The sequence below is a fragment of the Neobacillus niacini genome (assembly GCF_000759675.1).
GTDB lineage: Bacteria > Bacillota > Bacilli > Bacillales > Cytobacillaceae > Neobacillus > Neobacillus niacini_A.
The window spans coordinates 1-25,122 of record NZ_BAWM01000045.1 but is presented as its reverse complement, the minus strand read 5'-3'; the positions used below and the strand labels follow the sequence as shown (position 1 = coordinate 25,122).

At 38.3% G+C, this 25,122-nt stretch carries 22 protein-coding genes; 15 read left to right on the top strand and 7 right to left on the bottom strand.

Annotated elements, in window-relative coordinates:
* Positions 1–205: 205 nt before the first annotated feature.
* On the bottom strand, positions 206–1,696 hold the full coding sequence (locus TR08_RS17105) for a peptide MFS transporter (protein WP_045520171.1): 1,491 nt from the start codon (positions 1,694–1,696) through the stop codon (positions 206–208).
* 398 nt (positions 1,697–2,094) lie between these two features.
* Here TR08_RS17105 and TR08_RS17100 point away from each other — a divergent pair, with 398 nt between their 5' ends.
* Both TR08_RS17100 and nagE read left to right on the top strand, forming a co-directional pair.
* Entirely contained in the window at positions 2,095–2,577 is a 483-nt protein-coding gene (locus TR08_RS17100) for a PTS sugar transporter subunit IIA (protein WP_045520168.1), read from the top strand.
* 263 nt (positions 2,578–2,840) lie between these two features.
* On the top strand, positions 2,841–4,286 hold the full coding sequence (nagE, locus tag TR08_RS17095; RefSeq protein WP_045520166.1) for an N-acetylglucosamine-specific PTS transporter subunit IIBC: 1,446 nt from the start codon (positions 2,841–2,843) through the stop codon (positions 4,284–4,286).
* Positions 4,287–4,354: 68 nt separating this feature from the next.
* Here nagE and TR08_RS17090 read toward each other — a convergent pair whose 3' ends face one another.
* A complete protein-coding gene (locus TR08_RS17090; RefSeq protein WP_081954529.1) occupies positions 4,355–5,173 on the bottom strand; it encodes a PRD domain-containing protein in 819 nt (272 codons plus the stop codon).
* A 155-nt stretch (positions 5,174–5,328) separates the two neighbouring features.
* Here TR08_RS17090 and TR08_RS17085 point away from each other — a divergent pair, with 155 nt between their 5' ends.
* Positions 5,329–5,757, top strand: a complete 429-nt coding sequence (locus TR08_RS17085; RefSeq protein WP_045520163.1) for a DUF4395 domain-containing protein — start codon at positions 5,329–5,331, stop codon at positions 5,755–5,757.
* 42 nt (positions 5,758–5,799) lie between these two features.
* Here TR08_RS17085 and TR08_RS17080 read toward each other — a convergent pair whose 3' ends face one another.
* Positions 5,800–6,990 carry an MFS transporter gene (locus TR08_RS17080; protein WP_045520162.1) on the bottom strand — a complete coding sequence of 397 codons (1,191 nt, stop codon included), beginning with the start codon at positions 6,988–6,990 and terminating at the stop codon, positions 5,800–5,802.
* A 303-nt stretch (positions 6,991–7,293) separates the two neighbouring features.
* On the opposite strand from TR08_RS17080, the gene TR08_RS17075 reads away from it, so the two are divergent.
* The 3 genes from TR08_RS17075 (at position 7,294) to aroD (ending at position 8,990) form a co-directional block, all read left to right on the top strand.
* Positions 7,294–7,518, top strand: coding sequence for a hypothetical protein (locus TR08_RS17075; RefSeq protein ID WP_045520161.1), 225 nt, complete (start codon positions 7,294–7,296; stop codon positions 7,516–7,518).
* A 176-nt stretch (positions 7,519–7,694) separates the two neighbouring features.
* Positions 7,695–8,198, top strand: coding sequence for a shikimate kinase (locus tag TR08_RS17070; protein ID WP_045520450.1), 504 nt, complete (start codon positions 7,695–7,697; stop codon positions 8,196–8,198).
* 27 nt (positions 8,199–8,225) lie between these two features.
* On the top strand, positions 8,226–8,990 hold the full coding sequence (gene aroD, locus TR08_RS17065; protein ID WP_045520160.1) for a type I 3-dehydroquinate dehydratase: 765 nt from the start codon (positions 8,226–8,228) through the stop codon (positions 8,988–8,990).
* A gap of 355 nt (positions 8,991–9,345) precedes the next feature.
* Here aroD and TR08_RS17060 read toward each other — a convergent pair whose 3' ends face one another.
* Entirely contained in the window at positions 9,346–10,257 is a 912-nt protein-coding gene (locus TR08_RS17060) for a response regulator (RefSeq protein WP_045520448.1), read from the bottom strand.
* A gap of 5 nt (positions 10,258–10,262) precedes the next feature.
* Entirely contained in the window at positions 10,263–11,525 is a 1,263-nt protein-coding gene (locus TR08_RS17055) for a sensor histidine kinase (protein WP_045520159.1), read from the bottom strand.
* A 361-nt stretch (positions 11,526–11,886) separates the two neighbouring features.
* Between TR08_RS17055 and TR08_RS17050 the strand changes: the two genes are divergently transcribed.
* The 6 genes from TR08_RS17050 (at position 11,887) to TR08_RS17025 (ending at position 19,079) form a co-directional block, all read left to right on the top strand.
* Complete coding sequence (locus tag TR08_RS17050) at positions 11,887–13,200, top strand: anaerobic C4-dicarboxylate transporter family protein (protein ID WP_045520157.1); 1,314 nt, start codon at positions 11,887–11,889, stop codon at positions 13,198–13,200.
* 39 nt (positions 13,201–13,239) lie between these two features.
* Positions 13,240–14,700 carry an aspartate ammonia-lyase gene (aspA, locus tag TR08_RS17045; protein WP_045520156.1) on the top strand — a complete coding sequence of 487 codons (1,461 nt, stop codon included), beginning with the start codon at positions 13,240–13,242 and terminating at the stop codon, positions 14,698–14,700.
* Between the two features lie 76 nt (positions 14,701–14,776).
* Positions 14,777–15,391, top strand: a complete 615-nt coding sequence (locus TR08_RS17040) for a succinate dehydrogenase cytochrome b558 subunit (RefSeq protein WP_045520155.1) — start codon at positions 14,777–14,779, stop codon at positions 15,389–15,391.
* Positions 15,392–15,415: 24 nt separating this feature from the next.
* Positions 15,416–17,179, top strand: a complete 1,764-nt coding sequence (sdhA, locus tag TR08_RS17035) for a succinate dehydrogenase flavoprotein subunit (RefSeq protein WP_045520152.1) — start codon at positions 15,416–15,418, stop codon at positions 17,177–17,179.
* A 2-nt stretch (positions 17,180–17,181) separates the two neighbouring features.
* Positions 17,182–17,934: a succinate dehydrogenase iron-sulfur subunit gene (gene sdhB, locus TR08_RS17030; RefSeq protein ID WP_045520151.1), complete on the top strand. Its 753-nt coding sequence runs from the start codon at positions 17,182–17,184 to the stop codon at positions 17,932–17,934.
* Between the two features lie 119 nt (positions 17,935–18,053).
* Positions 18,054–19,079 (top strand): DUF418 domain-containing protein, encoded by a 1,026-nt coding sequence (locus TR08_RS17025; protein ID WP_045520149.1) that lies wholly within the window; start codon positions 18,054–18,056, stop codon positions 19,077–19,079.
* Between the two features lie 35 nt (positions 19,080–19,114).
* Here the strand turns inward: TR08_RS17025 and TR08_RS17020 are convergent, their stop codons facing one another.
* Complete coding sequence (locus TR08_RS17020; RefSeq protein WP_045520147.1) at positions 19,115–20,953, bottom strand: LTA synthase family protein; 1,839 nt, start codon at positions 20,951–20,953, stop codon at positions 19,115–19,117.
* Positions 20,954–21,150: 197 nt separating this feature from the next.
* Between TR08_RS17020 and TR08_RS17015 the strand changes: the two genes are divergently transcribed.
* Positions 21,151–22,419 (top strand): MFS transporter, encoded by a 1,269-nt coding sequence (locus TR08_RS17015; protein WP_081954528.1) that lies wholly within the window; start codon positions 21,151–21,153, stop codon positions 22,417–22,419.
* Positions 22,420–22,445: 26 nt separating this feature from the next.
* Here the strand turns inward: TR08_RS17015 and TR08_RS17010 are convergent, their stop codons facing one another.
* Positions 22,446–24,206 (bottom strand): ABC transporter ATP-binding protein, encoded by a 1,761-nt coding sequence (locus TR08_RS17010; protein WP_045520145.1) that lies wholly within the window; start codon positions 24,204–24,206, stop codon positions 22,446–22,448.
* 127 nt (positions 24,207–24,333) lie between these two features.
* Here TR08_RS17010 and TR08_RS17005 point away from each other — a divergent pair, with 127 nt between their 5' ends.
* Both TR08_RS17005 and TR08_RS17000 read left to right on the top strand, forming a co-directional pair.
* Positions 24,334–24,696 carry a DMT family transporter gene (locus tag TR08_RS17005; protein WP_045520142.1) on the top strand — a complete coding sequence of 121 codons (363 nt, stop codon included), beginning with the start codon at positions 24,334–24,336 and terminating at the stop codon, positions 24,694–24,696.
* Positions 24,696–25,010, top strand: a complete 315-nt coding sequence (locus tag TR08_RS17000) for a DMT family transporter (protein ID WP_045520141.1) — start codon at positions 24,696–24,698, stop codon at positions 25,008–25,010. The genes TR08_RS17005 and TR08_RS17000 overlap by 1 nt, the downstream gene beginning before the upstream one ends.
* Positions 25,011–25,122: the final 112 nt, after the last annotated feature.

The window sequence follows — 25,122 nt, the reverse complement described above, 5'->3', positions numbered from 1 at the left end:
TTTTAAAGAACAAGTATAGAAATAAAAAAGCAGTATCCCATTTTTTTATGGGATACTGCTTTATTTAAAGTTTGGCTGTGTTAATGCTAAATGTTGATATTGGCACTCTGTTGATTTGCGCGGACCGCCCGCGGAAAGCGAAGTGCCTGGAGCGCAGATAAACAGACAAATTTAACACAGCCTAAAGTTTAAGTATTAGAATCGCTTAGCGAATACCTTTCATTAAGCCCTGAATTTTCGGAGACAATGCAAAAAGGATAATACTTAATACGATAGCTGCTCCACCGATAACGCCAAAGTACGCCATTTCGTTTTCTGGTGAATAAAACTTAACGACTTGCGCATTGAGTGCTTGCGCTGCTGCACTTGCTAGGAACCATAAACTCATCGTTTGTGCTGAGAAAGCAGCAGGAGCTAATTTTGTTGTTGCAGATAAACCTACAGGTGAAATACATAATTCACCAAATACAACAATTAAATAACTAAGGACAAGCCATATTGGGCTTACTAATGAATCTGTACCGCCAAGATAAGCTGGAACAAGGATTACTAGGAATGACAAACCAGCAAATAATAATGATAATGAGAACTTTTGTGGCACTGTTGGCTGACGCTTTCCTAATTTAAGCCAGAACCAAGCAAATATAGGTGCAAATACGATAATAAATAACGGGTTTAATGATTGGAACCATGCTGGAGAAATGTTAATTCCCATCCAATCTAATTGAGTACGCTTGTCTGCATAACTTGCAAGGATTGTTGAGCCTTGTTCTTGAATAGACCAGAACATAACAGCTGCGATGAAAAGTGGAATATAAGCAATAATACGTGAACGTTCCACAGCTGTAGTTTTAGGGCTTCGATACATAACAACAAAATAGATAGTTGGAATGATAATACCTAAGAATGTAACAATGTTGATAAAGCTAGCAAATGTAAGAACTCCCATTGGAATTAATACAGCACATAGGACAGCTATTATAACAATACCCAATCCAATAAATGTGAAAGTTTTCTTCTTTTCAGCTTTTGTTAACGGGTTTGGAACAGTGGTACCAGCTAAGCCAAGATTTTTCTTCTTAGTTAGAACAAACATGACAAGACCAAGGAACATACCAACAGCCGCAATACCAAAACCTATGTGGAAGCTATAATCCATCACACTTCCAACAATTAATGGTGATAAGAATGCCCCCGCGTTAATCCCCATATAGAAGATGGTGAAACCAGCATCACGACGTTCATCTGTTTCACTATACATTTCACCGACTACAGTAGAAACATTCGGCTTAAGCATACCTGTTCCAAGAACAATCAATACCATGGATACAAAGAACATTGCAACGCTTCCAGGTATTGCAAGAACAATATGACCGAACATTATCAAGATTCCACCGTAGAATACCGCTCTTGAGGTACCGAATATCCGGTCGGCTAACCAGCCTCCGATAATCCCTGACATGTAAACTAGTGATCCGTAAATGGACATAATGGAAAGTGCCAGATTTTCATCGAGCCCTAATCCGCCTTTAGAAACCTCATAGTACATATAGTAGACTAAGATTGCCCTCATTCCGTAGTAAGAGAAACGCTCCCAGAATTCTGTAAAGAAAAGAGTGAATAAACCTTTTGGGTGTCCAAAGAAACCTTTTTGAGGGACACTTTCCACAATTTTCTGCCTATTATAATTCGACATAATTCTACCTCCCTTTATTATATTATAATACTTTTGATTGTTTTCAATTGTCAAAAACTATTTTTGGTAAATAAGATTTATACAGTTATAAACATTGGTATAACGGGAAATTAGGTATTATTTAGATAAAAAGAAAGTTTTTTTAAAATAATAATTCTATTTTGAAAAAATGAACTATTATGAAAACGATAAGAAATAATTCGAAAGTTTGATTCAAAATGATATCGCTTACACTTGTTTTTTTTATTTATTAAATGGTATGATTGTATTAATAGTAATAATGATCACATGTTACTGATACGATCAGGCATGGTGGTAAAATAAAAAGGCTAATTCTGCCCTTTTATTGTGCCCCCATGCCTTTTTTATTTATTCTTTTAAGTAAAGGGGTACTTTAAATGGTATTTAGTTTTTTTAAAAAGGAAAAATTACAAATAGTTGCACCAGTCAATGGAGCCATTATTCCGCTAGAGGAGGTTCCGGATCCTGTATTTAGTCAAAAGATGATGGGGGAAGGGATAGCCGTGATACCTACGGCTGGAAATATTCATTCTCCTGTCAATGGAACGGTTATTCTCATCGCTGCTACGGAACATGCTATTGGTATTCGAGCGGATGATGGGACAGAAATCCTTATACATGTTGGGTTAGAAACAGTAGCTTTAAATGGAAATGGTTTTACAGTAGCAGTTCATGTAGACGATAAGATTTCAGTTGGTCAGTTGCTTATCGAGGTTGATTGGGAATACATCCAAACACATGCAAAAAGCACGATAACACCTATCGTGATTACAAATAGCCATGAGGAAAAAAGGCAATTTACTCTCACAGAGGAAGTGAGTGCAGTCCAAGGTGAAACTGTAATGATCTCAAGGTCCTAAAGGAAATCCTCATAGGAAAGGGGGTGGTAGGCTTCAAACAGTATAAATGATTATCGTGTAGAAATGTTGACCAGTCATGAGAAACTCAATTTGCAAAAATGGGATTGATAATGAGGATTCCAAGCTACCAAGCACTTATTATTATTTTTTGCAGCTGTTCTAAGCTTGAATGAATTAATTGATTCCTAGTAAAGGAGAATTGAGCAAAACCTGGCAGGAAAGCTTTGTTCAATGTTTTATTAAAAGAATAGGGGGAATAAAAAATGATGAAATATCTTCAAAGACTAGGCCGTTCCTTAATGCTGCCAGTGGCAGTTTTGCCTGCAGCAGCTATATTGATGGGTATCGGGTATTGGATTGACCCAGCAGGCTGGGGAGCTGGAAGTCCGGTAGCAGCTTTCTTAATTAAAGCAGGTGGATCCATTATTGATAACATGGCTATCCTTTTTGCTGTTGGGGTAGCGTTGGGCATGTCAAAAGACAAAGATGGTTCAGCGGCACTAAGTGGATTGGTTGCTTATCTGGTTATTACTACTGTGTTATCGACAAACTCAGTGGCTTTGCTTCAAGGTGTTGATCCAGAAGCTGTTAACGCAGCCTTTGGAAAAATTGGAACACAATTTACGGGGATTCTTTCCGGTATTATTGCTGCCATTATGTACAATCGTTTCAGTCATGTGAAGTTACCGGATGCGTTATCCTTCTTTAGTGGAAAACGACTTGTTCCCATTATGACATCCGTAGCGATGTTAGCTGTATCTTTAGTAATGTTCTTTGTTTGGCCATGGGTTTTCTCCGGACTAGTTTCTTTTGGTAAAGGTATTAGTGAATTAGGAGCAATCGGTGCAGGCATTTATGGTTTCTTCAACAGACTACTAATTCCTATCGGTTTACACCACGCCTTAAACTCTGTATTCTGGTTTGATGTAGCGGGAATTAACGATATAGGTAACTTCTGGAAAAGTGCAGGAGAAAAAGGTGTAACCGGAATGTATCAGGCTGGTTTCTTCCCAGTTATGATGTTTGGTTTACCTGCAGCTGCCTTAGCCATGTACCATACTGCTAAGACATCTAAGAAAAAACAAGTGGCTGCTTTAATGATGGCTGCAGGTGTAGCTTCATTCTTCACTGGGGTTACAGAACCGCTTGAGTTTGCGTTTATGTTTGTTGCTCCAGCACTTTATGTAACACATGCTTTATTAACAGGTCTTTCATTAGCGATTGCAGCTACGTTCCATTGGACAGCAGGATTTGGCTTTAGTGCAGGATTGGTTGACTTTGTGTTAAGCTTGAAAATTCCAATTGCAAACCAACCATATATGTTACTCGTTCAAGGTTTAGTGTTTGCGGTTATCTACTATTTCTTATTCCGTTTTATCATTACAAAATTCAACTTAATGACGCCTGGTCGTGAAGATGATATTGATGAAGAGACTGAGGAAGCCCAATCAGCAGGTAATAAATTTGCTGGGATGGCAGCTAAGATTTATGAAGGCTTAGGTGGAGATGCAAACGTTACATCTGTAGATAATTGTGTAACACGTTTACGCTTAGAAGTTAAGGATATGAGTGCAGTAGATCAGAAGAAGATTAAATCTACTGGTGTACCTGGAATTAATATTGTAGGTAAAAACAGTATTCAAGTTATTGTCGGTACAAATGTACAATTCGTAGCAGATGAAATTGCAAAAATCCGCAAGGAAAAATAATGAGTCAATGAAAAACCGCATGGACCATCTGGTCCATGCGGTTTTTTGTCTAGTTTCAGCTAGTTTTATTAGCGGTTTCTGATTCTTTCAATATGAATCGTAATGTAACCGAGTTCTTGTTCTGGAAGATGAATACCATGGTTTTTCGCAAGAAGCTTGGCAACTTTTTGTGCACTTTTGTAGGCAATAGGAAATTTGTTTTTTAGCATTGTCAGCATTTCGTCATCCATGATTGGTTGCTGATTATGACTTAGTCTTGATAGAGTGAACCTGAGATGGGTCATCAATCGTTGATATGAAAGGTGATCTTCTTCGATCTCTATATTTAAACATTCTTTAATGGTTTGAATCATTTCCCCAATGATGGCGGTCTGCCTTAATGTTTGTTTCATATCTCCGCTTAGCGGCTTGGAAGTATGAATATGGAGAGCAATATAGGCGGCTTCATCGATGGGCATTTTAACCTGTGTTTTATTTTCAATATGTCTAATTGCCCACATTCCAATATCAAATTCTTTTTTATAAAGGATTTTTATTTCTTGAAAAAGCTTATTTTTTAGATGAATTCCTTCCGTTGCTCTTTCAATGGCAAATGACAAGTGGTCTGTAAGGCCAATATGGATATGCTCATTTAATTTTTGCCCTAAACATTCTTCCGCATAAGAGATGATTTCCTCCGAGATGGAAAAGTGTTCTTCAGGTATTTGTTGAAGAAGCTGTTGGAATTTCTCATTTTCCTTCATAACAAATAGCTTTTCAATTTTACTTGGATTGATGATGTCATTTTTTCGTTTTTCAAAGGCAATTCCCGCACCAATTGCTATCTTTTCTTCATTGTTATCTGAAACTACAACGGCATTGTTATTGAGGATTTTTTTTATTTTCACGAAACGCCAGCTCCTTGTTACGCCCATTACTTCCATATTACAATTTAAAACAAAATGGGTCTACCATAAAAAAACAAAGCTATACAAAACAGCATAAAGAGGATAAAATTATAGCTATACAAACCAATTAATCCAATGAGGAAGGTGGGTTTTAATTGACTGATAAGGTACGTTCTTTACCAAGGCCGCTTGTGAGAACTAACCAGTGGGTGATTGTTATTAGTGCCGTATTAACGCTGGTTTTCGGTGAGGGATGGTTTTTAATAGTTCCATTACTTGCAGGAATCTCCGGAATTGTTTTTAAATATAATCCAGTCATGAATATTGCAAAGCTCTTTCTAAAGAAAAAACCAGAAGATTATATTCAGGAGGACTGGGAACAGCAGCAATTTAATCAAAAGTTATCAGTTTTTTGTTTGGGTGCTGGGTTCATAAGCTTCTTACTTGGTTGGAACACAGTGGGGTATGTGTTCACAATCATGGTTACAATAGCTGCCTTTGTAGCGATCCTCGGATTTTGCATTGGCTGTTTTATTCACTACCAGTGGAAGATGTATAAATATAAAAGTACAATTAAATCGTAAAAAAAAGACTGATGCGGGCTGCTGCATCAGTCTTTTCTTATACTATATAACTGCTTTTGCTTTAAGTGATCGTTTTTGCCATGTGAAGGTTATGAATAGGGTTATTACTAATAATACGAATCCTAAAACGAATGGATAGGTAATTTTAACATCATAAAGCAATCCTGCAAGTGTGGGTCCAATTACGTTTCCGATACTCATATAAGCATTATTCATTCCCATAGCAAAACCCTGTTCGTTACCCGCAAGCTTAGATATCAATGTATTTAACACAGGGCGAAGGATAGAGGTTGATAAGAAAATAAATAAAGAAATAACAAAGAAAAAGGCATAGTTGGAAGCGTAAAGTGATAATAAAAAGCCAACTGCGGCGACAGCAATAAAGACATTCAATACTGCTCTTTCTCCGTATCGATTAACAATCCTATCAACAACAAAGAGCTGAACAATGACACTAACAACTCCTGTTGCTGTAACCATAATCGCAATATCCTTCGCGGATGACTGAAACTGATTATCAAGGTATAGACCTATAACCGATTCGTAGGCAATTAAGCCAAAACTCATCACGAGTGTAATGATAAGTGGAATGAAATAAGGCATTTTCACTGATCGTGCTATTTTGCGTGCCATGGACTCATCTGGGTGCATTTCCGCTCCCTCTCCAAATTGAACAGTGCTGCTTTCCTTTAATAGGAGTACGGAAAACAATACAGAAACAAGAGAGACAAGTGCTGATATTAATATGGGAAACTTTAAACCGAACTCCGCTAAAAATCCACCGATTCCAGGACCCACGACAATCCCAAGGGACATCGCTGCTGATACTAGGCTGTTTCCTTTCGCCCTTTGCTCTATGGTTGTAATGTCTGCTATATAGGCAAAGATTGCTGGTACAAGCATAGCACAGCCGATTCCACCAACTGCACGAGACGCATATAGTACCCAAATTGAATTAGAAGCGTAAAAAATAAACATAGACAAGGTAAGACCTGCTAGTCCGTAGATAATCATCTTTCTACGTCCATATTGATCCGTCCATTTACCAGCAATAGGAGAAAAAACAAACTGGGCTCCGGCAAAGATGGCAATGAACAGTCCAGCCGCAGTTCCGCCTTGATTAATGGATTCCAAATAGGCTGGTAAAATGGGAATGATGATTCCAAAACTCCCGATTGCAATAAACATGTTGATCATCAACATGGTGATTTTCTTTCTTTGTTCTCCTGTCATCATTAAGCCACCTTTCTTATAAAGAATTACACCTATATTCATGGTGTGAACTTTTTCACTGCTTACTATCTTATATAGGCATATAGTCTTTTGTCAAAGAGAAAGTTTTTAGAAAAAAGAGTCATCCCCTCTACTCCATAAAGCATTTGCTCAATAAACCCAAGAAACATGTGTAGCGCATGGACTAGTCATTTTCCATGCGTTTTATTTTTTGATAATTCTGTACAAACTATAACTAGAATTTGGTATTATTTAACTTAAGGATAATGTACACAGCTTCTTGATAACAAAGGAGGGAGTCATATGACGGGAACAATCGCGGTTATTATGGTATTCTCGATTCCGATCATTGCTATTTTAACAAGCCATTTTCAGAAACAGTCTAAAATCAAATTCAAAATGATTCAAGGGGAACTAGAGCTAGAGAAACTTAAACATCAAAATTATATAATAGAAACGGAAAGAATGAGACTAGAACTGGAACGTATGAAACTAGACGAGCCACAAGACAAAATTAAATTAGTGTAAGCGATACATAACAAGCCCCAAGAGAAATAGGTTCTATCCAATTGATAGGACCTATTTTTAATTGGTTTTGTGAAGGGAGAAAGCTTATAATTATAACAAAATGAATTGACCGTGGGAGTTGGAATAAGTTGTCAAACAGTTCGCTGAGAGAAAAAAATATTGTATTTATCGGTTTTATGGGTGCAGGAAAAACGACGATTGGAAAGCTAGTAGCTAAAAAGCTGTACCGAGATTTTATTGATATCGATGAAGAAATTGAAAAAGAGTACAACATGCCGATTCCAAAAATATTTGCTGAAATTGGTGAAAAGGCCTTTAGAGAAAAGGAAAAAGAATTAATTCAGAATTTATGTGACTATAAACTAAAGATTATTTCTGTTGGTGGAGGAGCATTCCTTCAGGAAGAAATCAGAAGGGTATGCCTCTCTACTAGTATTGTATTTTATTTAGATATTACCTGGGATGCTTGGAAAAATCGATTAAGTTCGATTATTGACAGCCGTCCAGTCCTGCAAGGTAAGACAATGGATGAAATAGAAGAGTTATTTTACAAACGAAAAGAAATCTATAAAAATAACTATCACTCAACGATTGAAATAAGCAATCAAAATATGGATGAGTTAGCTGAAAGCATTGTAAAAACCCTGAAATTATCTTGGGAGTTGCACGAAACCAAGTAAAAGGGTCCAGTGGAGTGGAGGGAGAAGATGAAAAAAACGGTTAAGGTTAGAGGATTAACAATAGGAGAAGGCGCACCTAAAATATGTGTTCCAATGGTTGGGGAAACAATAACAGAATTAATAGAAGAAGCATCATTGCTTAAAACTGTCGACTTAGATGTTGTAGAGTGGCGGGTTGATTTTTTTGAGCATGTGGAGGATTTGGATAAAGTAATAGAAGCATTGAGTGCAATACGTTCCATCCTAGATAATACACCGCTGGTTTTTACATTCCGTAGTGCAAAAGAAGGCGGTGAAAAGGAAGTCAGCACGGCATACTACTTTGAATTAAATAAGGTGATAGCGGAGAGTGGCCAGATTGACATTGTTGATGTTGAACTATTTAATGATGATGAAGAGATAAGATCGCTCATTTCTGCGGCACATAGTCACAATGTGTATGTCATTATTTCGAATCATGATTTTGACAAAACACCGGAAAAGGAAGAGATTGTATCTCGTTTACGTAAGGCTCAAGAATTGGGTGGCGATCTGCCTAAAATTGCCGTCATGCCAAATAGCACGGCTGATGTTTTGACGTTATTAGATGCAACTAATACTATGAACGATCAATACGCTGATAGACCGATTATCACCATGTCAATGGCGGGTATGGGAGTGATTAGCCGTTTAGCAGGAGAGGTATTTGGATCTGCATTGACATTTGGTGCTGCCAAGAAAGCCTCTGCTCCTGGACAGGTACCTGTCACCGAGTTACGTAACATTTTATCAGTAATTAATAGGAACTTATAATCGCTTGCTTTTTTACAATTGAGAGATACCTTGTTCACTAAGGTATTTGCCCTTTATTTACAGACAGTCATGAGACATCCTCATTGCTGTCTATTTTTTTTGCATAAATTAATAAATTTCTAATACTTGGGTGTTAAAATGATACATTTCGCGTGAAGGAAATGGTAACTCAATGGGACTTTCAATGTAAAGGAGTAGTATCAGTGGAAAAGAAAGCAAAAAATAATCCAAGCTTGTTTGGCATATGAGAGTATGTAAAATTATAGATTTCCTTCAACACTAATATTAATTCTACATAAATGGACCTGCCCTTCTATTAGTTTAAAGAAAGATAGGTCCCATTTCAGTCAAAATTTCATCCATTTGCTTCCATGTATAAGGCTTGGATAAATTTTTTTATATTGATGCGGCTGTGATAATTCTCGTCGTGTTTTTTACCTTCTAATTCCAGCATTTTTATTCGGACTTGGCTGTAGTCGAAGAAACTGGATGAGTAATTTTCAAATTTGGGATTGGTATAGTCTGTTAATCCAAGTGAGGCGATGTGTTCTAATGCTTGATGGATTGCTCGACGGATACGCTGCTCACCTGCTTTTATTTCTTTTTTAACTATTTTTGGTGAAACAGATGACCCATGCCTTTTTTCAATCACTTTTTCATACAATTCCTTTAATGGCGGGGTTTCTCGGATTCCATCCTTCTCCAATTTTTCTAATATTGCTAAAATGTCTAGTAAGTCCTTATTTCCACTCTCGCCAATTATTCCAAGCTCTAAGAGGATATTCTTTCCTGAGTTGATAATCCGATTTTGATGAGTGCGGAAATCATTTTTAGGTTTATGTGTTTGTCCGTCACTTAAAAAGCTTAATGATTTTTGAATGTCACTAAGCGATCTTTCCATTCGTAGATGTTCGGATACTTTTTTTAGAATATTTACCACTTCGAGACGATTTATCGGCTTTGTTATATAGTGGTCAACCCCAAGTTCATAGGCTTCACCAATCATATCCTTTGTTTCCACCTGAGAAATCATAATAATTTTTCCCTGGAAGAAGGGAGAAATTTCCCTAACAGTTTCAATTCCATCGCGGTTTGGCATGAGTAGATCGATGAGTAGAATATCGACACCTTGATTGGATAGAATATCCGAGTAGACCTCTGAACCATCTTCCACTTCTCCAACGATTGTCCCTAGGCATTCTTCTTCAATAATGTTGGAAAGCATTACCCTAATTGTCGCGGAATCATCAACTATAAAGAATTTCAAAGCCTTCATCCTCTCTCTGTTAAGCTTGCTTCTGGAAGCTGAATTCCGAAAATGGTTTCCCCTGTTGTTTCTAGCAGTTCCATCTCACCGCCAATCGTTTCAATCACATTTTTTATATGTGATAAACCAATTCCATTGGAGGGGTTGCCTGTGTCATCAAATTTTGTGGTAAAACCTGGTTCGAAAATAAACGGTTTGTTCTTATTGGAGATTCCCGAACCGTTATCACTAACAATAATTTCGACCGTATCCCCAGCTTTTGAGACCGTAAGCTTGATCTGTCCTTGTTTAATAATAGCTTCAACTGAATTTGCTACAAGGTTATTGACTAGTGAAAAGAGTATAAATGTGTTGTAAAGTTGGTGATTACCCGAAATATGTACCTGATATTCAATTGATTTTTCCAACATTTCACCGTAGCTTTTATTGGCTGAAATAATAATGGTAATAATATCATTTATATTCATAAATTCATTTAAATTTTCCTTAACCATTAACTTTGATAAGCCGGCATAAATACGCTGATGATCCTTTTTAATTTCATGCATTTGCCCAGCAATCTTGAGGGCAGCTTTTGCTTCCTTATTATTTTGGGCAGCTTTTAAATCCCGGTATAGTACGTAACAAGTACTAGTCAATTCTTCTGCATTCTTCGCTGATTTCTTCAGCTGAATCATTTCTACATATAAATTAGAAATCAATAATAATATTTCTTCATTTCTTTGTCGCTGTTGCCCTTCAGCAAGTTTTGTTTCCCTTAAGATGAGAATATTGAAAAAGCCGAGGACGAAGAAACTACGGATGATAGCAATTCCACCAATCACTAAAAAGGTCGATAGAGCAATAGGTATATGAGAAGTAAAGGCGCGAATTGTAATTTCAACCATACTTGCAATTACTTCCGTCACTACACCCATCAAACCAATAAAGAAGGGCCTTTCATAAAATGTATAGATTTTAAAGATGTAGAATAGTGAAGCATATACAAAATAATAGAAAAAAACAGGGATATGGAGAAAAAATGCCTCTACTAGCTGTAGGGAATCAGTTTGAATACTGTACAGGAACATACGAAAAAGGACAACTGCTGACCCAGCAACAATTCCCGCTGGGATAGGATGAATTTTTCGTAACCATAATAAGATAAAGAAAAAAAGTGGCGTCCCTAAACTAACTCTAATATCACCATCAATTGGATAGAACTTTAATTCTCCAGCAATTGGAACAGCGATAATAATGAATAAAAAGGCTAATAGTTTCTCGTTCAAGTTATCACTTCCAAAAAGTCTACTCGGTCACATACATCTTAAACGTTTTTGCAGAGAAATTTCTTATAAAAAGTGTCAAATTTATTAAGTTTCTATCCGCTTTTGTAGTTTTTAGTAGTTTTTAGTAGGGCTATCGTTATGCTCAATATGAGCAGAGGGAGTAATGAAGATATTGCTATTCCTGCTCGCTAGGCAATTATATTCTATTTAAAACACGCAGATGAGGCGGATTTCAAAAAATGCGAAACAATTTGTGAATAACTTCACAATTTTTCCTTGAACGAAAGTTGGTGAGAGAATTTATAGGTTATTTTTTTAGGCTTTTTGAGAAAAATCATTTTACCGTATGGAGGTAATCGACATGTTTTGGATTCAATTTGCAATAATACTAGCATGTATTTTCATTGGAGCCCGGCTAGGTGGGGTTGGACTTGGGGTAATGGGTGGGGTGGGTTTAGCCATTCTCGTTTTCGTGTTTGGATTGCAGCCTACATCCGCTCCGATCGATGTTATGCTAATGATTTTAGCCGTTGTTACTGCAGCCGGTGCCCTGCAAGCGTCTGGTGGGATGGAATATCTTGTCCATATTGCTGAGAAGGCTTTAAGAAAAAATCCGAAGTGGATCACATTTATTGCTCCAATAGTTACGTACGTATTTACATTTTGTGCTGGTACGGGTCACGTTGCCTATTCCGTTTTACCGGTGATTGCAGAAGTATCACGTGAATCAGGGATTAGACCTGAAAGACCAATGTCGATTGCAGTAATTGCTTCGCAGCAGGCTATTACAGCTAGTCCCATTTCAGCAGCAACTGTTGCCCTTCTTGCCTTGTTGACGGATTTCAAGATTGATTTACTTGATATTTTAATGATCTGTATTCCGTCTACTTTTATTGCCTGTATGATTGCAGCATTCGTATCAAGCAAAATGGGGAAAGAGCTTAATGAGGACCCTGAATACTTGAAGCGTTTGGAAGCAGGATTAGCTCCGATTAGAAAAGATAAAAAGGAGTACAAAGCTAATAAAGGATCAAAGCTTTCAGTAGTGTTCTTCCTATTAGCAGCTGTCCTCGTTGTTTTGTTAGGATCCTTTGAGGAATTACGTCCTGCCTGGACGATCGATGGTGTGCTTACCCGGATGACCATGCCAGCTGCCATTGAAATTGTTATGCTCACCATTGCAGCATTGATTATCATTTTCTGTAAACCAAACGTTGAAGAAATTGTATCAGGAAGTGTATTTAAAGCAGGTGCTGCAGCGGTTGTTGCCATTTTTGGTATTGCTTGGATGGGAGATACGTTTTTCCAAGGTAATATGGCATTAATATCAGGATCAATATCTGATTTAGTAACGGCAGCTCCATGGTTGTTTGCTCTTGCCCTATTCGCACTTTCTATCTTGCTTTATAGTCAGGCCGCAACAGTTCGTACCTTAATGCCTCTTGGTATAACACTAGGTATTAACCCAGCATTACTGATCGCAATGTTTCCGGCAGTTAACGGATACTTCTTCATTCCGAACTATCCTACAGTTGTCGCTGCAATAAACTTTGACCGCACTGGTACAACTAAAATAGGTAAATATATTTTGAACCATAGCTTTATGGTACCAGGTTTAATTGCTACTGTTGGGGCCGTTACAATTGGTATCCTGCTAAGCACAATTATTTTGTAACTAGTTTTTAAAAACAAAATTGATTTGGAGATGACCAGAATGAGTTGTTCAGATAATTTCCGTATTGAAAAAGACTTCCTTGGTGAAAAAAAAGTTCCAATTAATGCGTATTATGGCGTCCAAACGATGCGAGCAGTCGAGAATTTCCCAATCACAGGATATCGAATTGATGAGGCGTTGGTCCGGGCTATGGCGATGGTGAAAAAAGCATCAGCATATGCGAATACAGAAACAGGGCAATTGGATATGAGTATAGCGAATGCAATTATGGCTGCAGCTAATGAAGTAATTGAAGGAAAGCTGCACGACCAGTTTATTGTTGACCCAATTCAAGGCGGGGCAGGTACTTCCATCAACATGAACACAAATGAAGTCCTAGCGAACCGTGCCCTCGAGATGATTGGGGAGATTAAAGGGAATTATAAAGTAATTAGCCCAAACACTCATGTCAATATGGCACAATCCACCAATGACGCTTTTCCAACTGCAATTCATCTTTCAACTCTAATGACATTGGAAAAACTAATAAGGGTCATGGAAGACCTTCATCTCGAATTTATGAAAAAAGCAAATGAATTTGATGGAATCATCAAAATGGGACGAACCCACCTGCAGGACGCCGTACCTATTCTATTGAGTCAAGAATTCGAAGCTTACGCAAGGGTATTAAGGAGAGATATCAAGCGAATTCGCGCCTCACGTGAAAATTTATACGAGATTAATATGGGGGCTACGGCTGTTGGAACAGGCTTGAATGCAGAACCGGAGTATATTGAAAAAACAGTTCAGTTCTTGGCGGAATTGACAGGTTATCCAATAAAGGGATCAGAAGACCTTGTGGACGGAACTCAGAATACAGACGCTTATATTGAAGTTTCAGCTGCACTTAAAATATGTATGTTAAACATGTCTAAGGTAGCGAACGACATACGGATGATGACCTCTGGACCACGCTGTGGATTAGGAGAAATAAATCTTCCTGCACGTCAACCAGGATCCTCTATTATGCCAGGGAAGGTAAACCCTGTAATGGCGGAAGTATTAAATCAAAGTGCCTTCCAAGTAGTTGGAAATGACTTGACAATTAGTATGGCTTCAGAAGCAGGTCAATTTGAATTAAATGTAATGGAACCGGTGATTGTTTATAACCTATTGCAATCGATTAAGATTATGACAAATGTATTTACAGTATTCCGTGAACATTGTATCAGCGGAATTACTGCTAATAAAGAAAGAATGGAAGATTACGTAAATAATAGTGTCGGAGTGATTACAGCAATCAACCCACACGTTGGCTATGAAACAGCAGCAAGTATTGCAAGAGAGGCAATTGAATCTAAGAGACCAGTCAGAGAAATTGTTCTAGAGAGAGGTGTCTTATCAGTAAGTGAACTAGATACGATATTACACCCATTTGAAATGACCAATCCAGGTATAGCTGGTAAAGAATTACTTAATAAAAAGCAGCAACAAGAAGCCAAGGAATTAGTTTTAGTGTAGTCATAATTTGCAGGGCGCCTAGCTTAGGTACTTGGCGCTCTGTTTAAAATCGCATCACAAGGAGGTTTTTCAACATATGGAGCGTGGAAATCATCAGCATTTTTACCGTAAGCTGCATTCGCTGTCAGGAATCATTCCAGTTGGGGTGTTTATGACGGTCCATTTATTTGTCAATTACACCGCTACATGGGGAATCGAGTCATATAACAAAGCAGCTGGATTTATGGTAAATCTGCCTTTTAAATATTTTCTAGAACTGTTTATCATCTTTATCCCTCTCTTGTTCCATGGGATTTATGGTATCTTTATTGCCCGTCAATCCAAAAACAACGTGAAAAGGTATGGTAATCTTCGAAATTGGAAATTTTTCTTACAAAGAATGACCGGTTTAATTGCTTTTGTTTTTATCATTTGGCATGTTTGGGAAACGAAAGTTCAGGTCGAGTTTAGCGGAGTAGAAGCAGATTATCATTTAATGGCCGGAATTGTCGATAATGTTATCTCGTTATCACTTTATATCATTGGAATTCTATCCTGTATTTATCACTTTGTAAATGGTATTTGGACTTTCCTGATTACATGGGGATTCACCGTATCACCGCAATCACAAAAAGTTACACAATACATTTCATTCGGATTATTTATCGCATTATCTTTTATCGGGATCCGTGCAATCCTGGCATTTGCTTAAGCATTAGATAGGGAGGACAGACAAATGAGCAAAGGTAATATTGTAATTGTAGGAGGCGGCTTGGCCGGGTTAATGGCTGCTATTAAAATAGCAGAAAAAGGAACAAAGGTAGATTTATTTTCGGTTGTGCCGGTTAAACGATCCCATTCAGTTTGTGCACAAGGTGGCATCAATGGAGCGGTAAATACAAAAGGAGAAAACGATTCTCCATGGGAGCACTTTGATGATTCGGTTTATGGCGGGGATTTTCTGGCCAACCAACCTCAAGTAAAAGCTATGTGTGAAGCAGCACCGAAAATTATCCATATGTTTGACCGTATGGGGGTTATGTTTAACCGAACTCCGGAAGGTTTATTAGATTTCCGCCGTTTTGGGGGAACACAGTACCATCGAACAGCATTTGCCGGGGCAACAACTGGACAGCAGCTCCTTTACGCACTTGATGAACAAGTCCGCAGCTTTGAAGTACAAGGGTTAGTGACAAAGTATGAAGGCTGGGAATTCGTTTCTTCAATCATAGATGATGAAGGTGTTTGCCGTGGGATAACTGCTCAAAATTTGCGGACGATGGAAATGAAGGCATTTTCAGCTGATGCTGTGATAATGGCAAGTGGCGGACTAGGAATCATCTTTGGAAAATCGACAAATTCGACAATAAATACTGGATATGCAGCAGCTAGACTCTATCAACAAGGTGCTTTATATGCAAACGGAGAATTCATTCAAATTCACCCTACTGCGATTCCCGGAGATGATAAGAACCGCCTCATGAGTGAGTCGGCTCGTGGTGAAGGAGGCAGGGTTTGGACATATAAGGACGGGAAGCCTTGGTATTTTTTAGAAGAAAAGTATCCCGCATATGGAAACCTCGTTCCGCGTGACATTGCAACCCGTGAGATATTCGATGTATGTGTGAATCAGAAGTTAGGTATCGACGGGGAAAACAAAGTATATCTTGATCTCTCTCATATTGACGCGAAACAATTAGATATAAAACTCGGTGGAATAATGGAAATCTATGAGAAATTCATGGGTGATGACCCACGGAAGGTTCCGATGAAAATTTTCCCTGGTGTACACTATTCGATGGGCGGTCTATGGGTGGATATTGACCAGAAAACGAATATTCCTGGACTATTTGCTGCCGGTGAATGTGATTACTCTCAGCATGGTGCAAACCGACTAGGGGCTAATTCATTATTATCTGCAGTATACGGCGGGATGGTAGCGGGTCCCAAAGCGCTAGAATATATAAACGGACTCCAAAAAACGACTGATCAAGTTTCTAGCTCTATCTTTGAAAAACAAGTTAGAGAAGACGTTGGAAAATACGAATCTATTTTATTGATGAACGGAACGGAAAACGCATATCTGCTCCATAAGGAGTTAGGTGAGTTAATGACAGCGAACGTTACCGTTGTGCGAGAAAATAAGAAATTAAAATATACCTATGAAAAACTTCAGGAATTTACTGAGCGTTATAAAAATATTAACATCGAAGACACTGCAAAATGGAGCAACTCAAGTACGTCATTTGTTCGCCAGTTAGAGGGAATGATTAATTTAGCACATGTCATCACAAAAGGAGCATATAACCGGAATGAAAGCCGTGGTGCTCACTACAAACCAGAATTTGCTGATCGTAATGATGAGGAATGGTTAAAAACAACAATGGCTAAATATAATCCGGTATCAAATTTGCCAGAGCTCTATTATGAGGAAGTAGACATTTCTTTAATCGAGCCGCGTAAGCGTGACTATACAAAAGCGAAGAAGGGAGCCAAATAAAGATGTCTGGAACAGAGAAGAAAATTCATTTTATTATTACTAGACAAAAAGATTCTCAGTCTGCCCCGTATACTGAAGAATTTATGGTTCCTTATCGCGCGAATATGAACATCATCTCAGCCTTAATGGAAATTCAGAAAAATCCAGTGAATGCCAAAGGAGAAAAAACCACTCCGATTATCTGGGAATCAGTGTGCTTAGAGGAAGTATGTGGTGCCTGTTCTATGGTTATTAATGGAAAACCACGTCAGGCTTGTTCATCCTTGATTGATCAGCTTGAACACCCAATTCGAATTTCACCGCTGGTGACGTTCCCGGTCATCCGTGATTTAACGGTTGACCGTTCGCGGATGTTCGATGCCTTAAAAAAAGTAAAAGCATGGGTCCCAATCGATGGCACGTATGATTTAGGACCAGGACCTCGAATGCCAGAAAAAACTCGACAATGGGCATATGAATTATCAAAATGTATGACTTGTGGATGTTGCCTTGAGGCATGTCCTAATGTAAATGAGAATTCTAGTTTCATTGGACCGGCACCATTGTCTCAGGTTCGGTTATTTAATGCACATCCTACCGGTGAAATGCATAAAGAAGATAGGCTTGCTGCGTTGATGGGAGACGGAGGAATCACCTCATGCGGTAACTCACAAAACTGTGTGCTGGTATGTCCAAAAGGAATTCCACTTACCACATCAATTGCCGCTTTAAATCGCCAGGTCACACTTCAATCATTTAAAAACTTCTTTGGATAAAAAGCAGTTCCTGTCACCATACGATTATATTTGAGATAAAATTACAAAATATAGGGCAGCCGGGGAAATTAATTCCAGCTGCCTATTTATTTTGATAAGATTAGGTAGAGGTGAATCTTATGAAGCCAACGGAAAGTAATAAACGCATTGATATTCTGGATTATTTAAGGGGCTTTGCGCTGCTGGGAATAATCCAAGTAAATATCCTGCCGCTATTGGCAGTTAAAGTGCCTGAACCTGGCACAGCGGATGCTTCCTACCAACGGTTCCTATTTTTATTTGTTGAGGGCAGGTTTTATACACTTTTCTCATTTTTGTTTGGGGTTGGTTTTTATCTATTTATCTCAAGAGCGAACGCAAAGGGGAAAAATGGCTACGTTTTATTTTTACGAAGAGTCGCTGCATTATTTATCTTAGGCTGGTTCCATGTTAAATACCACCCGGGTGAGGCATTAACGATCTATGCGGTTACCGGGCTCTTGTTACTCCCGTTTTACAAAGTGAAAAAAGAAATTAACCTAGCCACTGGGTTAATCCTCCTAATCGTCCTAAGTATACAGTCATTTAAACTGTTTATGGTTGTACCGTTAATGCTGTTGGGGATAACTGCTGGTCAATACCGCCTATTTGAAAGATTGGCGGAGAAAATAAAAAAGGTGTCAATCTTTACCGCTATTTTACTAATCGCTAGTACAGCGGGACTCATTTATCAATATCAACATGCTCCATCAAATCCATTTGGTTTTTATACAGGAGTAGATCAAGCTACTTATCAATTTTTAAGTATAGGAATTATGATTGGACCACTTGTTTCAGCTTTTTATGTTGGGATCCTAATTTTACTTTTGCAAATTCCTTTTGTGCAAAAGCTGTTATCCCCTTTGAAAAATTATGGCCGGATGGCTCTAACAAACTATATTTTTCAAACTGTCTTTATCTATTTAGCTGGTAATGTATTCAACTTGTTTGAAGCATTATCCTATCTCCAATCGCTTATCGTTTGTCTAACGATTTATATCATCCAGCTTACCTTTAGCACAATCTGGCTCCGTTTTTACCAATTTGGACCACTGGAGTGGATTTGGCGTGTGCTCACGTACTTAGAGATTCCACCAATGAGGAAACGAGTAAAAGAAGTACATTAAATAAGAAGGACCTGCATGAATAGCATGCAGGTCTTTTACTTATCTTCTGTTTGTTCTTTGCGGATATAATCCGAGTACTGCATGATGGATAAGGTGTTATCGATTCTTTCTTGAAGTCGGTTGGTATTCTTTGTTTTCTTCATGGTTTTTCGGTCATAGATTGAGGCAGGAAGCTTTGCGCTTGGTGCCGTGTAAAAGGTTTTATCACTGATAAACGATCCCCCTGGCAAGTAATACCGCATCCCAAGCAGGTTCTTTTTGTAGTGAAAAAGATTGTGCCCAATCATTTGCGTATCGTGCTCAATGCCAAGTAAGTTTAATAGAGTCGGCATCAGGTCGATTTGACCCCCGAGATGGGAATAGGTTTCACCATTAAATAGTCCAGGTGCTGTAAATAGCACTGGTACAACGAAGCGGTCCTGCATATTATATTCATGACCTAAAACTTCTTTTAAAAGGAGCTTGTCGTTATCGGTAACAGGTGCACCGTGAAGACCTGAATGGTCCCCATAAATCAAAATAACAGAATCATCATAGATACCTAGCTTCTTTAGCTGATTAATGAATAACCCAATTTGTTCATCCGTATAGCGAACAGATTGAAAATAATTTCCTACATACGTTTCCTTATAGTTTTCTGGTAAGTCTAGAAACTCATATTCTTCAGGCATTTCAAACGGTGTATGACTTGTGAGCGTAATAATATTAGAATACATTTTCTCGTGCGTTTTCAACTGCTTTGGAAGCTGTTCATCCACAAAGTTAAACAGCACTTCATCCGCCGGACCAAAACCAATCTCTTTTTCGTTTGGAATCTCGTTACTGGTATAGATATAATCAAATCCAAGTGCTGGGTATAATTTGTCACGATTCCAATACGTAATATCATCAGCATGATAGGTTGCAGTACCGTAGCCATTCTTTTTTAAAGTCCATACAAGTGAAGGAATCTCAGTACCCTCAATGGTATTAACCGTCGGATCCATGCCTTCTGGATATAAGGAGGTATGCATGAGCCATTCTGCGTCTGATGTATTGCCTGCTCCGATTTGCTGATAAACATTATCGAAATAGGCACTTTCTTTCAAGAGTGCATTTAAATTTGGTGTGATTTCCTGTCCATTAATCCTTTGGTTGATGGTGAATTCCTGCAATGACTCCCATTGAATAATAAAAACATGGCGGTTTTTTGCGATTCCAAAGGTGCTGTGTTCAGCAGCAGGAACATAAGTATTGCCTTTTAGCTTTTCAAGCTCTTTTTCAGACATGTGCTCCTGGCTGGCAAAGGCAGTCCCAAGGCTGTTTTCGTAGGCTTGAACGAATTGTGATTGGATATAGCCATGTTTTTTTGCAAAGTATGATACATCAATTAAAGGATAGTGAAAAGCGATAATCGTCATAATTAGTCCAATACAGCCAAAGCCAATAGCAAATCTTTTTGCTGAAACAAAGGATGCAGTGTTTTTCTTGAAAAACCAAATAAGTGGGAGGACTAACACAACATCTAAGAAAAATAAAAAGTCATAAGGACTTCCAAGCAAGGCAACGGTGCCTCCAACAGAGTTGGATTGATAGATTTGTTTTACATCGTAATAGGATGGTACGGTTGAAAAATACCGTGTATAATAAACAACGACAACGAACAGAGCCGACAAGAATAAGTTATAAAGCCAAATGGCCAACCAAGTCCGTTTTTTAAAAAATATCATGAAGGCTGATAAAACAAGAGCCCACATTGGAAACTCAACAAGTAAAACATGAAAGAACGATGTGTTTTCAAAAACTACAACCTGAAAGGCATAAATTTTTATAAACAGAACAACCAAAAGTAATACAATTGGATGAAGAAAACCAGCACTCGAAATCTTATTCATAAAAAACACCTCTAAAAAATACTCTTCTCACTTAAACTTATCAAAACATCTACAATTCTATCAACTAATAAAAGATGAAATAAATATTAATTTTTTCTGAAACCTTAATATTCCGGTGAAATAAATTTTCCAATATGATATGATTATGCAGAATTTTGGCAAAAATAACTCTATAAAGAACAAATGGGAGGCATACTATGCAGGTTAATAATGAGGGGACGCCATCGATTCCAACAGGGAGTATATTTTCAAATCGAATTGTATTAGCCATTATGAGTTCAAACTTTCTGCTTCAGTTAGGAATTTGGATAAGAAACTTTGCCATTTTACTATATGTTACGGATATTACCGATAATGATCCGGTATATGTTTCATTGATTTCAGTTGTTGAGTTTACTCCTATATTTATTTTTTCATTTATTGGCGGGACATTTGCAGACAGATGGAAGCCGAAGCTTACAATGGTTTGGTGCGATATGTTGTCTGCAGTTTCGATAGGATTGGTACTGTTAGCACTACTTTTTGGCTCATGGCAGGCAATATTCTTAGCAACGCTTGTTTCAGCTATTCTATCACAGTTTTCCATGCCTTCAGCAATGAAACTATTAAAGCAGCATGTACCTGGTGAGCAGCTGCAATCCGTCATGGCTATGTTCCAATCGTTAATGGCAATATTCATGGTCATTGGTCCTGTGATTGGAACACTAGTCTATCAAAAGTATGGAATTTACATTTCTATTGGTGTCATGGGTGCCATGTTCCTGCTTTCTGGACTTGTGTTAATGTTCCTGCCACCTGATTTGGAGAAGGAAAAGACAGAGGTTCAAAATAATTTTAAGAAAGAATTGGCAGATGGTTTCCGCTATGTAATGTCAAAAAAAGTGCTGAAATCAATGGGTGGTATTTTTGCCGTTTGTGGTTTAGCTGTGGGGTTAATTTCACCGTTAATGATTTTCATAACCATTGAAAAACTCGGAATGCCAAAGGAATCTCTGCAGTGGCTGTTAATGGCAAATGGTATTGGTATGCTAGTTGGCGGTGGGGTCGTCATGGCTTTCTCAAAGAAAATCTCACCTCAAAAGCTTCTTGCAATCGGGATTTTTGCAAGCATGGTGTTTACAGTTGGGGTTGGCTGGTCGACAAGCTTTGTGGTAACGCTCGTATTACAAGTATTGAACGGTATTTTCTTCCCATGTATTCATATTGGAATTAACACGATCATTCTAAAATATTCAGAAGAAGCATTTATTGGTCGTGTAAATGGAGTACTTAGTCCATTGTTTATGGGGATGATGGTGATAGGAATGTCGGTGGCAGGTATTCTGAAAATCCCTCTGACTTTATCCGGTGTTTATACTGTTTCCGGTATATTATTTCTGATTGGTTCCTTACTAGTTGTTCCGCTTTTCAAAGTAAAAGAGGAAAGACCGAATGTCTCAATTTCTGATAAGCAACCTCAGCATTAGAGTAAAAAAGGTGCATCAAGCTCAGCTTAATGCACCTTTTTTATTATTTCTTGATCTCCACTTGCTAATTGCTGCTCAGCAAATTCACGGTATAAATTATGTGATTGTGTTAACTCGTGATGGGTGCCGATTCCAGTGACTCGGCCTTTTTCAATGAAAATAATTTTATCCGCTTCGACGATGGTTGATAAGCGATGAGCAATTACAAAGGTAGTACGGCCTTCCATTAGTCGGGATAAAGCTTGCTGAACAATCCCTTCGGATTGGCTGTCCAAGCTTGCAGTCGCTTCGTCCATCATTAAAATTTTGGGATCGCGCAGAAAAGCACGCGCAATGGCAATACGCTGTCTCTGTCCGCCAGAAAGTTTTACTCCGCGCTCACCAACCTCTGTGTCTAATCCATCCGCAAAGGATTTAATAAATTCACTCGCATACGCCATATCTGCAACTTCCCAAAGACGTTCATCTGAGATTCCATCAGGTAAGCCGTAACATAAATTCTCGCGAACCGTACCGGCCATCATCGCACTTTCCTGTGAAACATAGCCTATTTGACTACGCCATGCTTCTACAGATAACTCGGTTATCGGGGTATCACCCACCAATATGCTGCCTGCAGTGGGTTCGTAAAACCGCTCAATCAATCCGAACATCGTGGTTTTCCCACCGCCGCTTGGACCAGCAAAAGCAATCATTTCCCCAGGCTGTGCCTCAAACGAAACATTCTCAATTACCGGTTCTTCTTCACTATAAGCAAAGGAAACGTTCTGTACATGAATGGGTTTATTGGTAATATCGATTTCAATACCATCCTGTCCTTCCTCTAATGGCAGTTCGAGAATATCAATAATCCTCTCTGTTGCACCTTTTGCTTTTTGTAATTGGGTAAAGAACATCGCGAAACTTGTAATCGGAAAAATAATTTGAAATAGGTAGAGTAAGAAGGCAACAAGGGAACCTGTCGACATGGATCCATTGGCAACTCGCATACCGCCGTACCCAATAATCATCACGATTACAATCATGACAACTAGGTACATAATCGGAGCAATTAAGGCAGTAATTCGTGCTTCTTTTAAACCAAATCCCAGCAAATTTCCGATTCCTGATAATCCTTTTGTTTCTTCATGCTGCTCTGCTGTTGACGATTTCATTAAGCGAATCTCACTAAGTGTCTGTTGGATATGTCCAGTAAAGGCAGCTGTTTCATCTTGTAAACCACGGGAGATTTTTGCCATTTTCCTTCCGAGTGGCATCATAAGAATTAATGTAAGAGGAACGGATATTAACATTAATAGTGTCATTTTCCAATCCATTATAAGTAGAATTACGATGGCTCCGATAATCGAAATAATCCCTGAAATAAATTGTGGGAAATGATTCGAAATTAAGTCGCGGACAACACTTGTATCGTTAACAATCCGACTGACTGTTTCACCACTCGATTGTTTATCGAAATAACTGACGGGTAAACGGATTAATTTTACCCACATACGTTCACGCAGCCGGGCGACAATTTTTTGCCCGACAAAACTTAACAGATAAATAGAAATGCCGCTGATGATGGCTTGAAAAAGAAAAGCAGCCCCGATCCCAATCATGAGCGGAACACTTAAGGAGGACACTGAGAAACCATCTACTAAGTTTTTCGTTAGGACTGGAACAAGAAGGCCCGCAAGAGTTGTAATAAGACTTGCGGTTAATCCTATAATTAACGCAAGCTTTGGGATTTTAGTAGATAAAATAAGGGAAACAAATGGCTTTAAGCCATCTTTGTTTTGGTTCATTAGGTATAACTCCAATCTTTAGAAAAGGATGTTTTCAATTAGAAATGATACTTTCATATTGAATGATATGCAAATGAAATTCTGATAAGATGGAGCAAGGAAAATAAAGAGAGGAATTAACAAAACGATGAATGAATCAAAAGCGATAACTGAATCGAAAGCGACGAATGAAACAAGAGCGTGGTTGTACGTTATTCTTGCTGGAATTCTTGAAGTAGTCTGGGCAAGTGGGTTTAAATATGAAGAAGTTCCGTCCCTTGTTGTTTTAATTGCAATCTTATTAAGTTTTGATTTAATTGTTAGAGCGGCAAAAGTTATACCTGTGGGCACCGTGTATGCTGTATTTGCAGGAATGGGTACGATTGGGACAGTCATTGTTGAAATGGTTTTTGAGAATGGTTCGGTCAGTCCATTAAGGATTGCTCTTATTTTACTATTGTTGGTGTGTATCATTGGCTTGAAATTAACAAGTAAGGAGAGTGAGAGTTAATGGATTGGCTATTACTCATTATAGGCGGATTATTTGAAGTGGTTGGAGTTATCGGTATAAAAAGGACAGCGGAAAAGAATAACTTGATAAATAATTTAATTTTAATAGCTGGCTTTGTAATGAGCTTTCAGCTGCTCGTTCGGGCTATGGAGACGATTCCATTATCAACCGCCTATGCGGTATGGACAGGTATCGGAACAGTAGGGGCAGCGGTAGTTGGGATGGTTTTCTTTAAAGAATCGAAGAGCTGGCTTCGCTTAGCGTGTATTCTAGGTATTATTTTTTCAGTAGTTGGTTTAAAGCTCGTTCATTAAAAAGAGGAAAAAACATCTCTCGAACAATGAGGGCACTGAAAAAGTCCGCTTTTAACAATCAGGGGGTAAATTGCTCGATATTAGTCGAGCGATTGACCCCCTTTTGCTTTAT

Excerpts from the sequence above, each read along its gene's own strand:
- TR08_RS17050 (WP_045520157.1), top strand. The coding sequence starts at position 11,887 with ATGTTTTGGATTCAATTTGCAATAATACTAGCATGTATTTTCATTGGA.
- TR08_RS17005 (WP_045520142.1), top strand. The coding sequence starts at position 24,334 with ATGAATGAATCAAAAGCGATAACTGAATCGAAAGCGACGAATGAAACA.
- TR08_RS17105 (WP_045520171.1), bottom strand. The coding sequence starts at position 1,696 with ATGTCGAATTATAATAGGCAGAAAATTGTGGAAAGTGTCCCTCAAAAA.
- TR08_RS17070 (WP_045520450.1), top strand. The coding sequence starts at position 7,695 with ATGGGTGCAGGAAAAACGACGATTGGAAAGCTAGTAGCTAAAAAGCTG.
- TR08_RS17025 (WP_045520149.1), top strand. The coding sequence starts at position 18,054 with ATGAAGCCAACGGAAAGTAATAAACGCATTGATATTCTGGATTATTTA.
- TR08_RS17020 (WP_045520147.1), bottom strand. The coding sequence starts at position 20,953 with ATGAATAAGATTTCGAGTGCTGGTTTTCTTCATCCAATTGTATTACTT.
- TR08_RS17015 (WP_081954528.1), top strand. The coding sequence starts at position 21,151 with ATGCAGGTTAATAATGAGGGGACGCCATCGATTCCAACAGGGAGTATA.
- aroD (WP_045520160.1), top strand. The coding sequence starts at position 8,226 with ATGAAAAAAACGGTTAAGGTTAGAGGATTAACAATAGGAGAAGGCGCA.
- TR08_RS17010 (WP_045520145.1), bottom strand. The coding sequence starts at position 24,206 with ATGAACCAAAACAAAGATGGCTTAAAGCCATTTGTTTCCCTTATTTTA.
- sdhB (WP_045520151.1), top strand. The coding sequence starts at position 17,182 with ATGTCTGGAACAGAGAAGAAAATTCATTTTATTATTACTAGACAAAAA.
- TR08_RS17040 (WP_045520155.1), top strand. The coding sequence starts at position 14,777 with ATGGAGCGTGGAAATCATCAGCATTTTTACCGTAAGCTGCATTCGCTG.
- sdhA (WP_045520152.1), top strand. The coding sequence starts at position 15,416 with ATGAGCAAAGGTAATATTGTAATTGTAGGAGGCGGCTTGGCCGGGTTA.
- TR08_RS17000 (WP_045520141.1), top strand. The coding sequence starts at position 24,696 with ATGGATTGGCTATTACTCATTATAGGCGGATTATTTGAAGTGGTTGGA.
- TR08_RS17080 (WP_045520162.1), bottom strand. The coding sequence starts at position 6,990 with ATGACAGGAGAACAAAGAAAGAAAATCACCATGTTGATGATCAACATG.
- nagE (WP_045520166.1), top strand. The coding sequence starts at position 2,841 with ATGATGAAATATCTTCAAAGACTAGGCCGTTCCTTAATGCTGCCAGTG.
- aspA (WP_045520156.1), top strand. The coding sequence starts at position 13,240 with ATGAGTTGTTCAGATAATTTCCGTATTGAAAAAGACTTCCTTGGTGAA.
- TR08_RS17100 (WP_045520168.1), top strand. The coding sequence starts at position 2,095 with ATGGTATTTAGTTTTTTTAAAAAGGAAAAATTACAAATAGTTGCACCA.
- TR08_RS17075 (WP_045520161.1), top strand. The coding sequence starts at position 7,294 with ATGACGGGAACAATCGCGGTTATTATGGTATTCTCGATTCCGATCATT.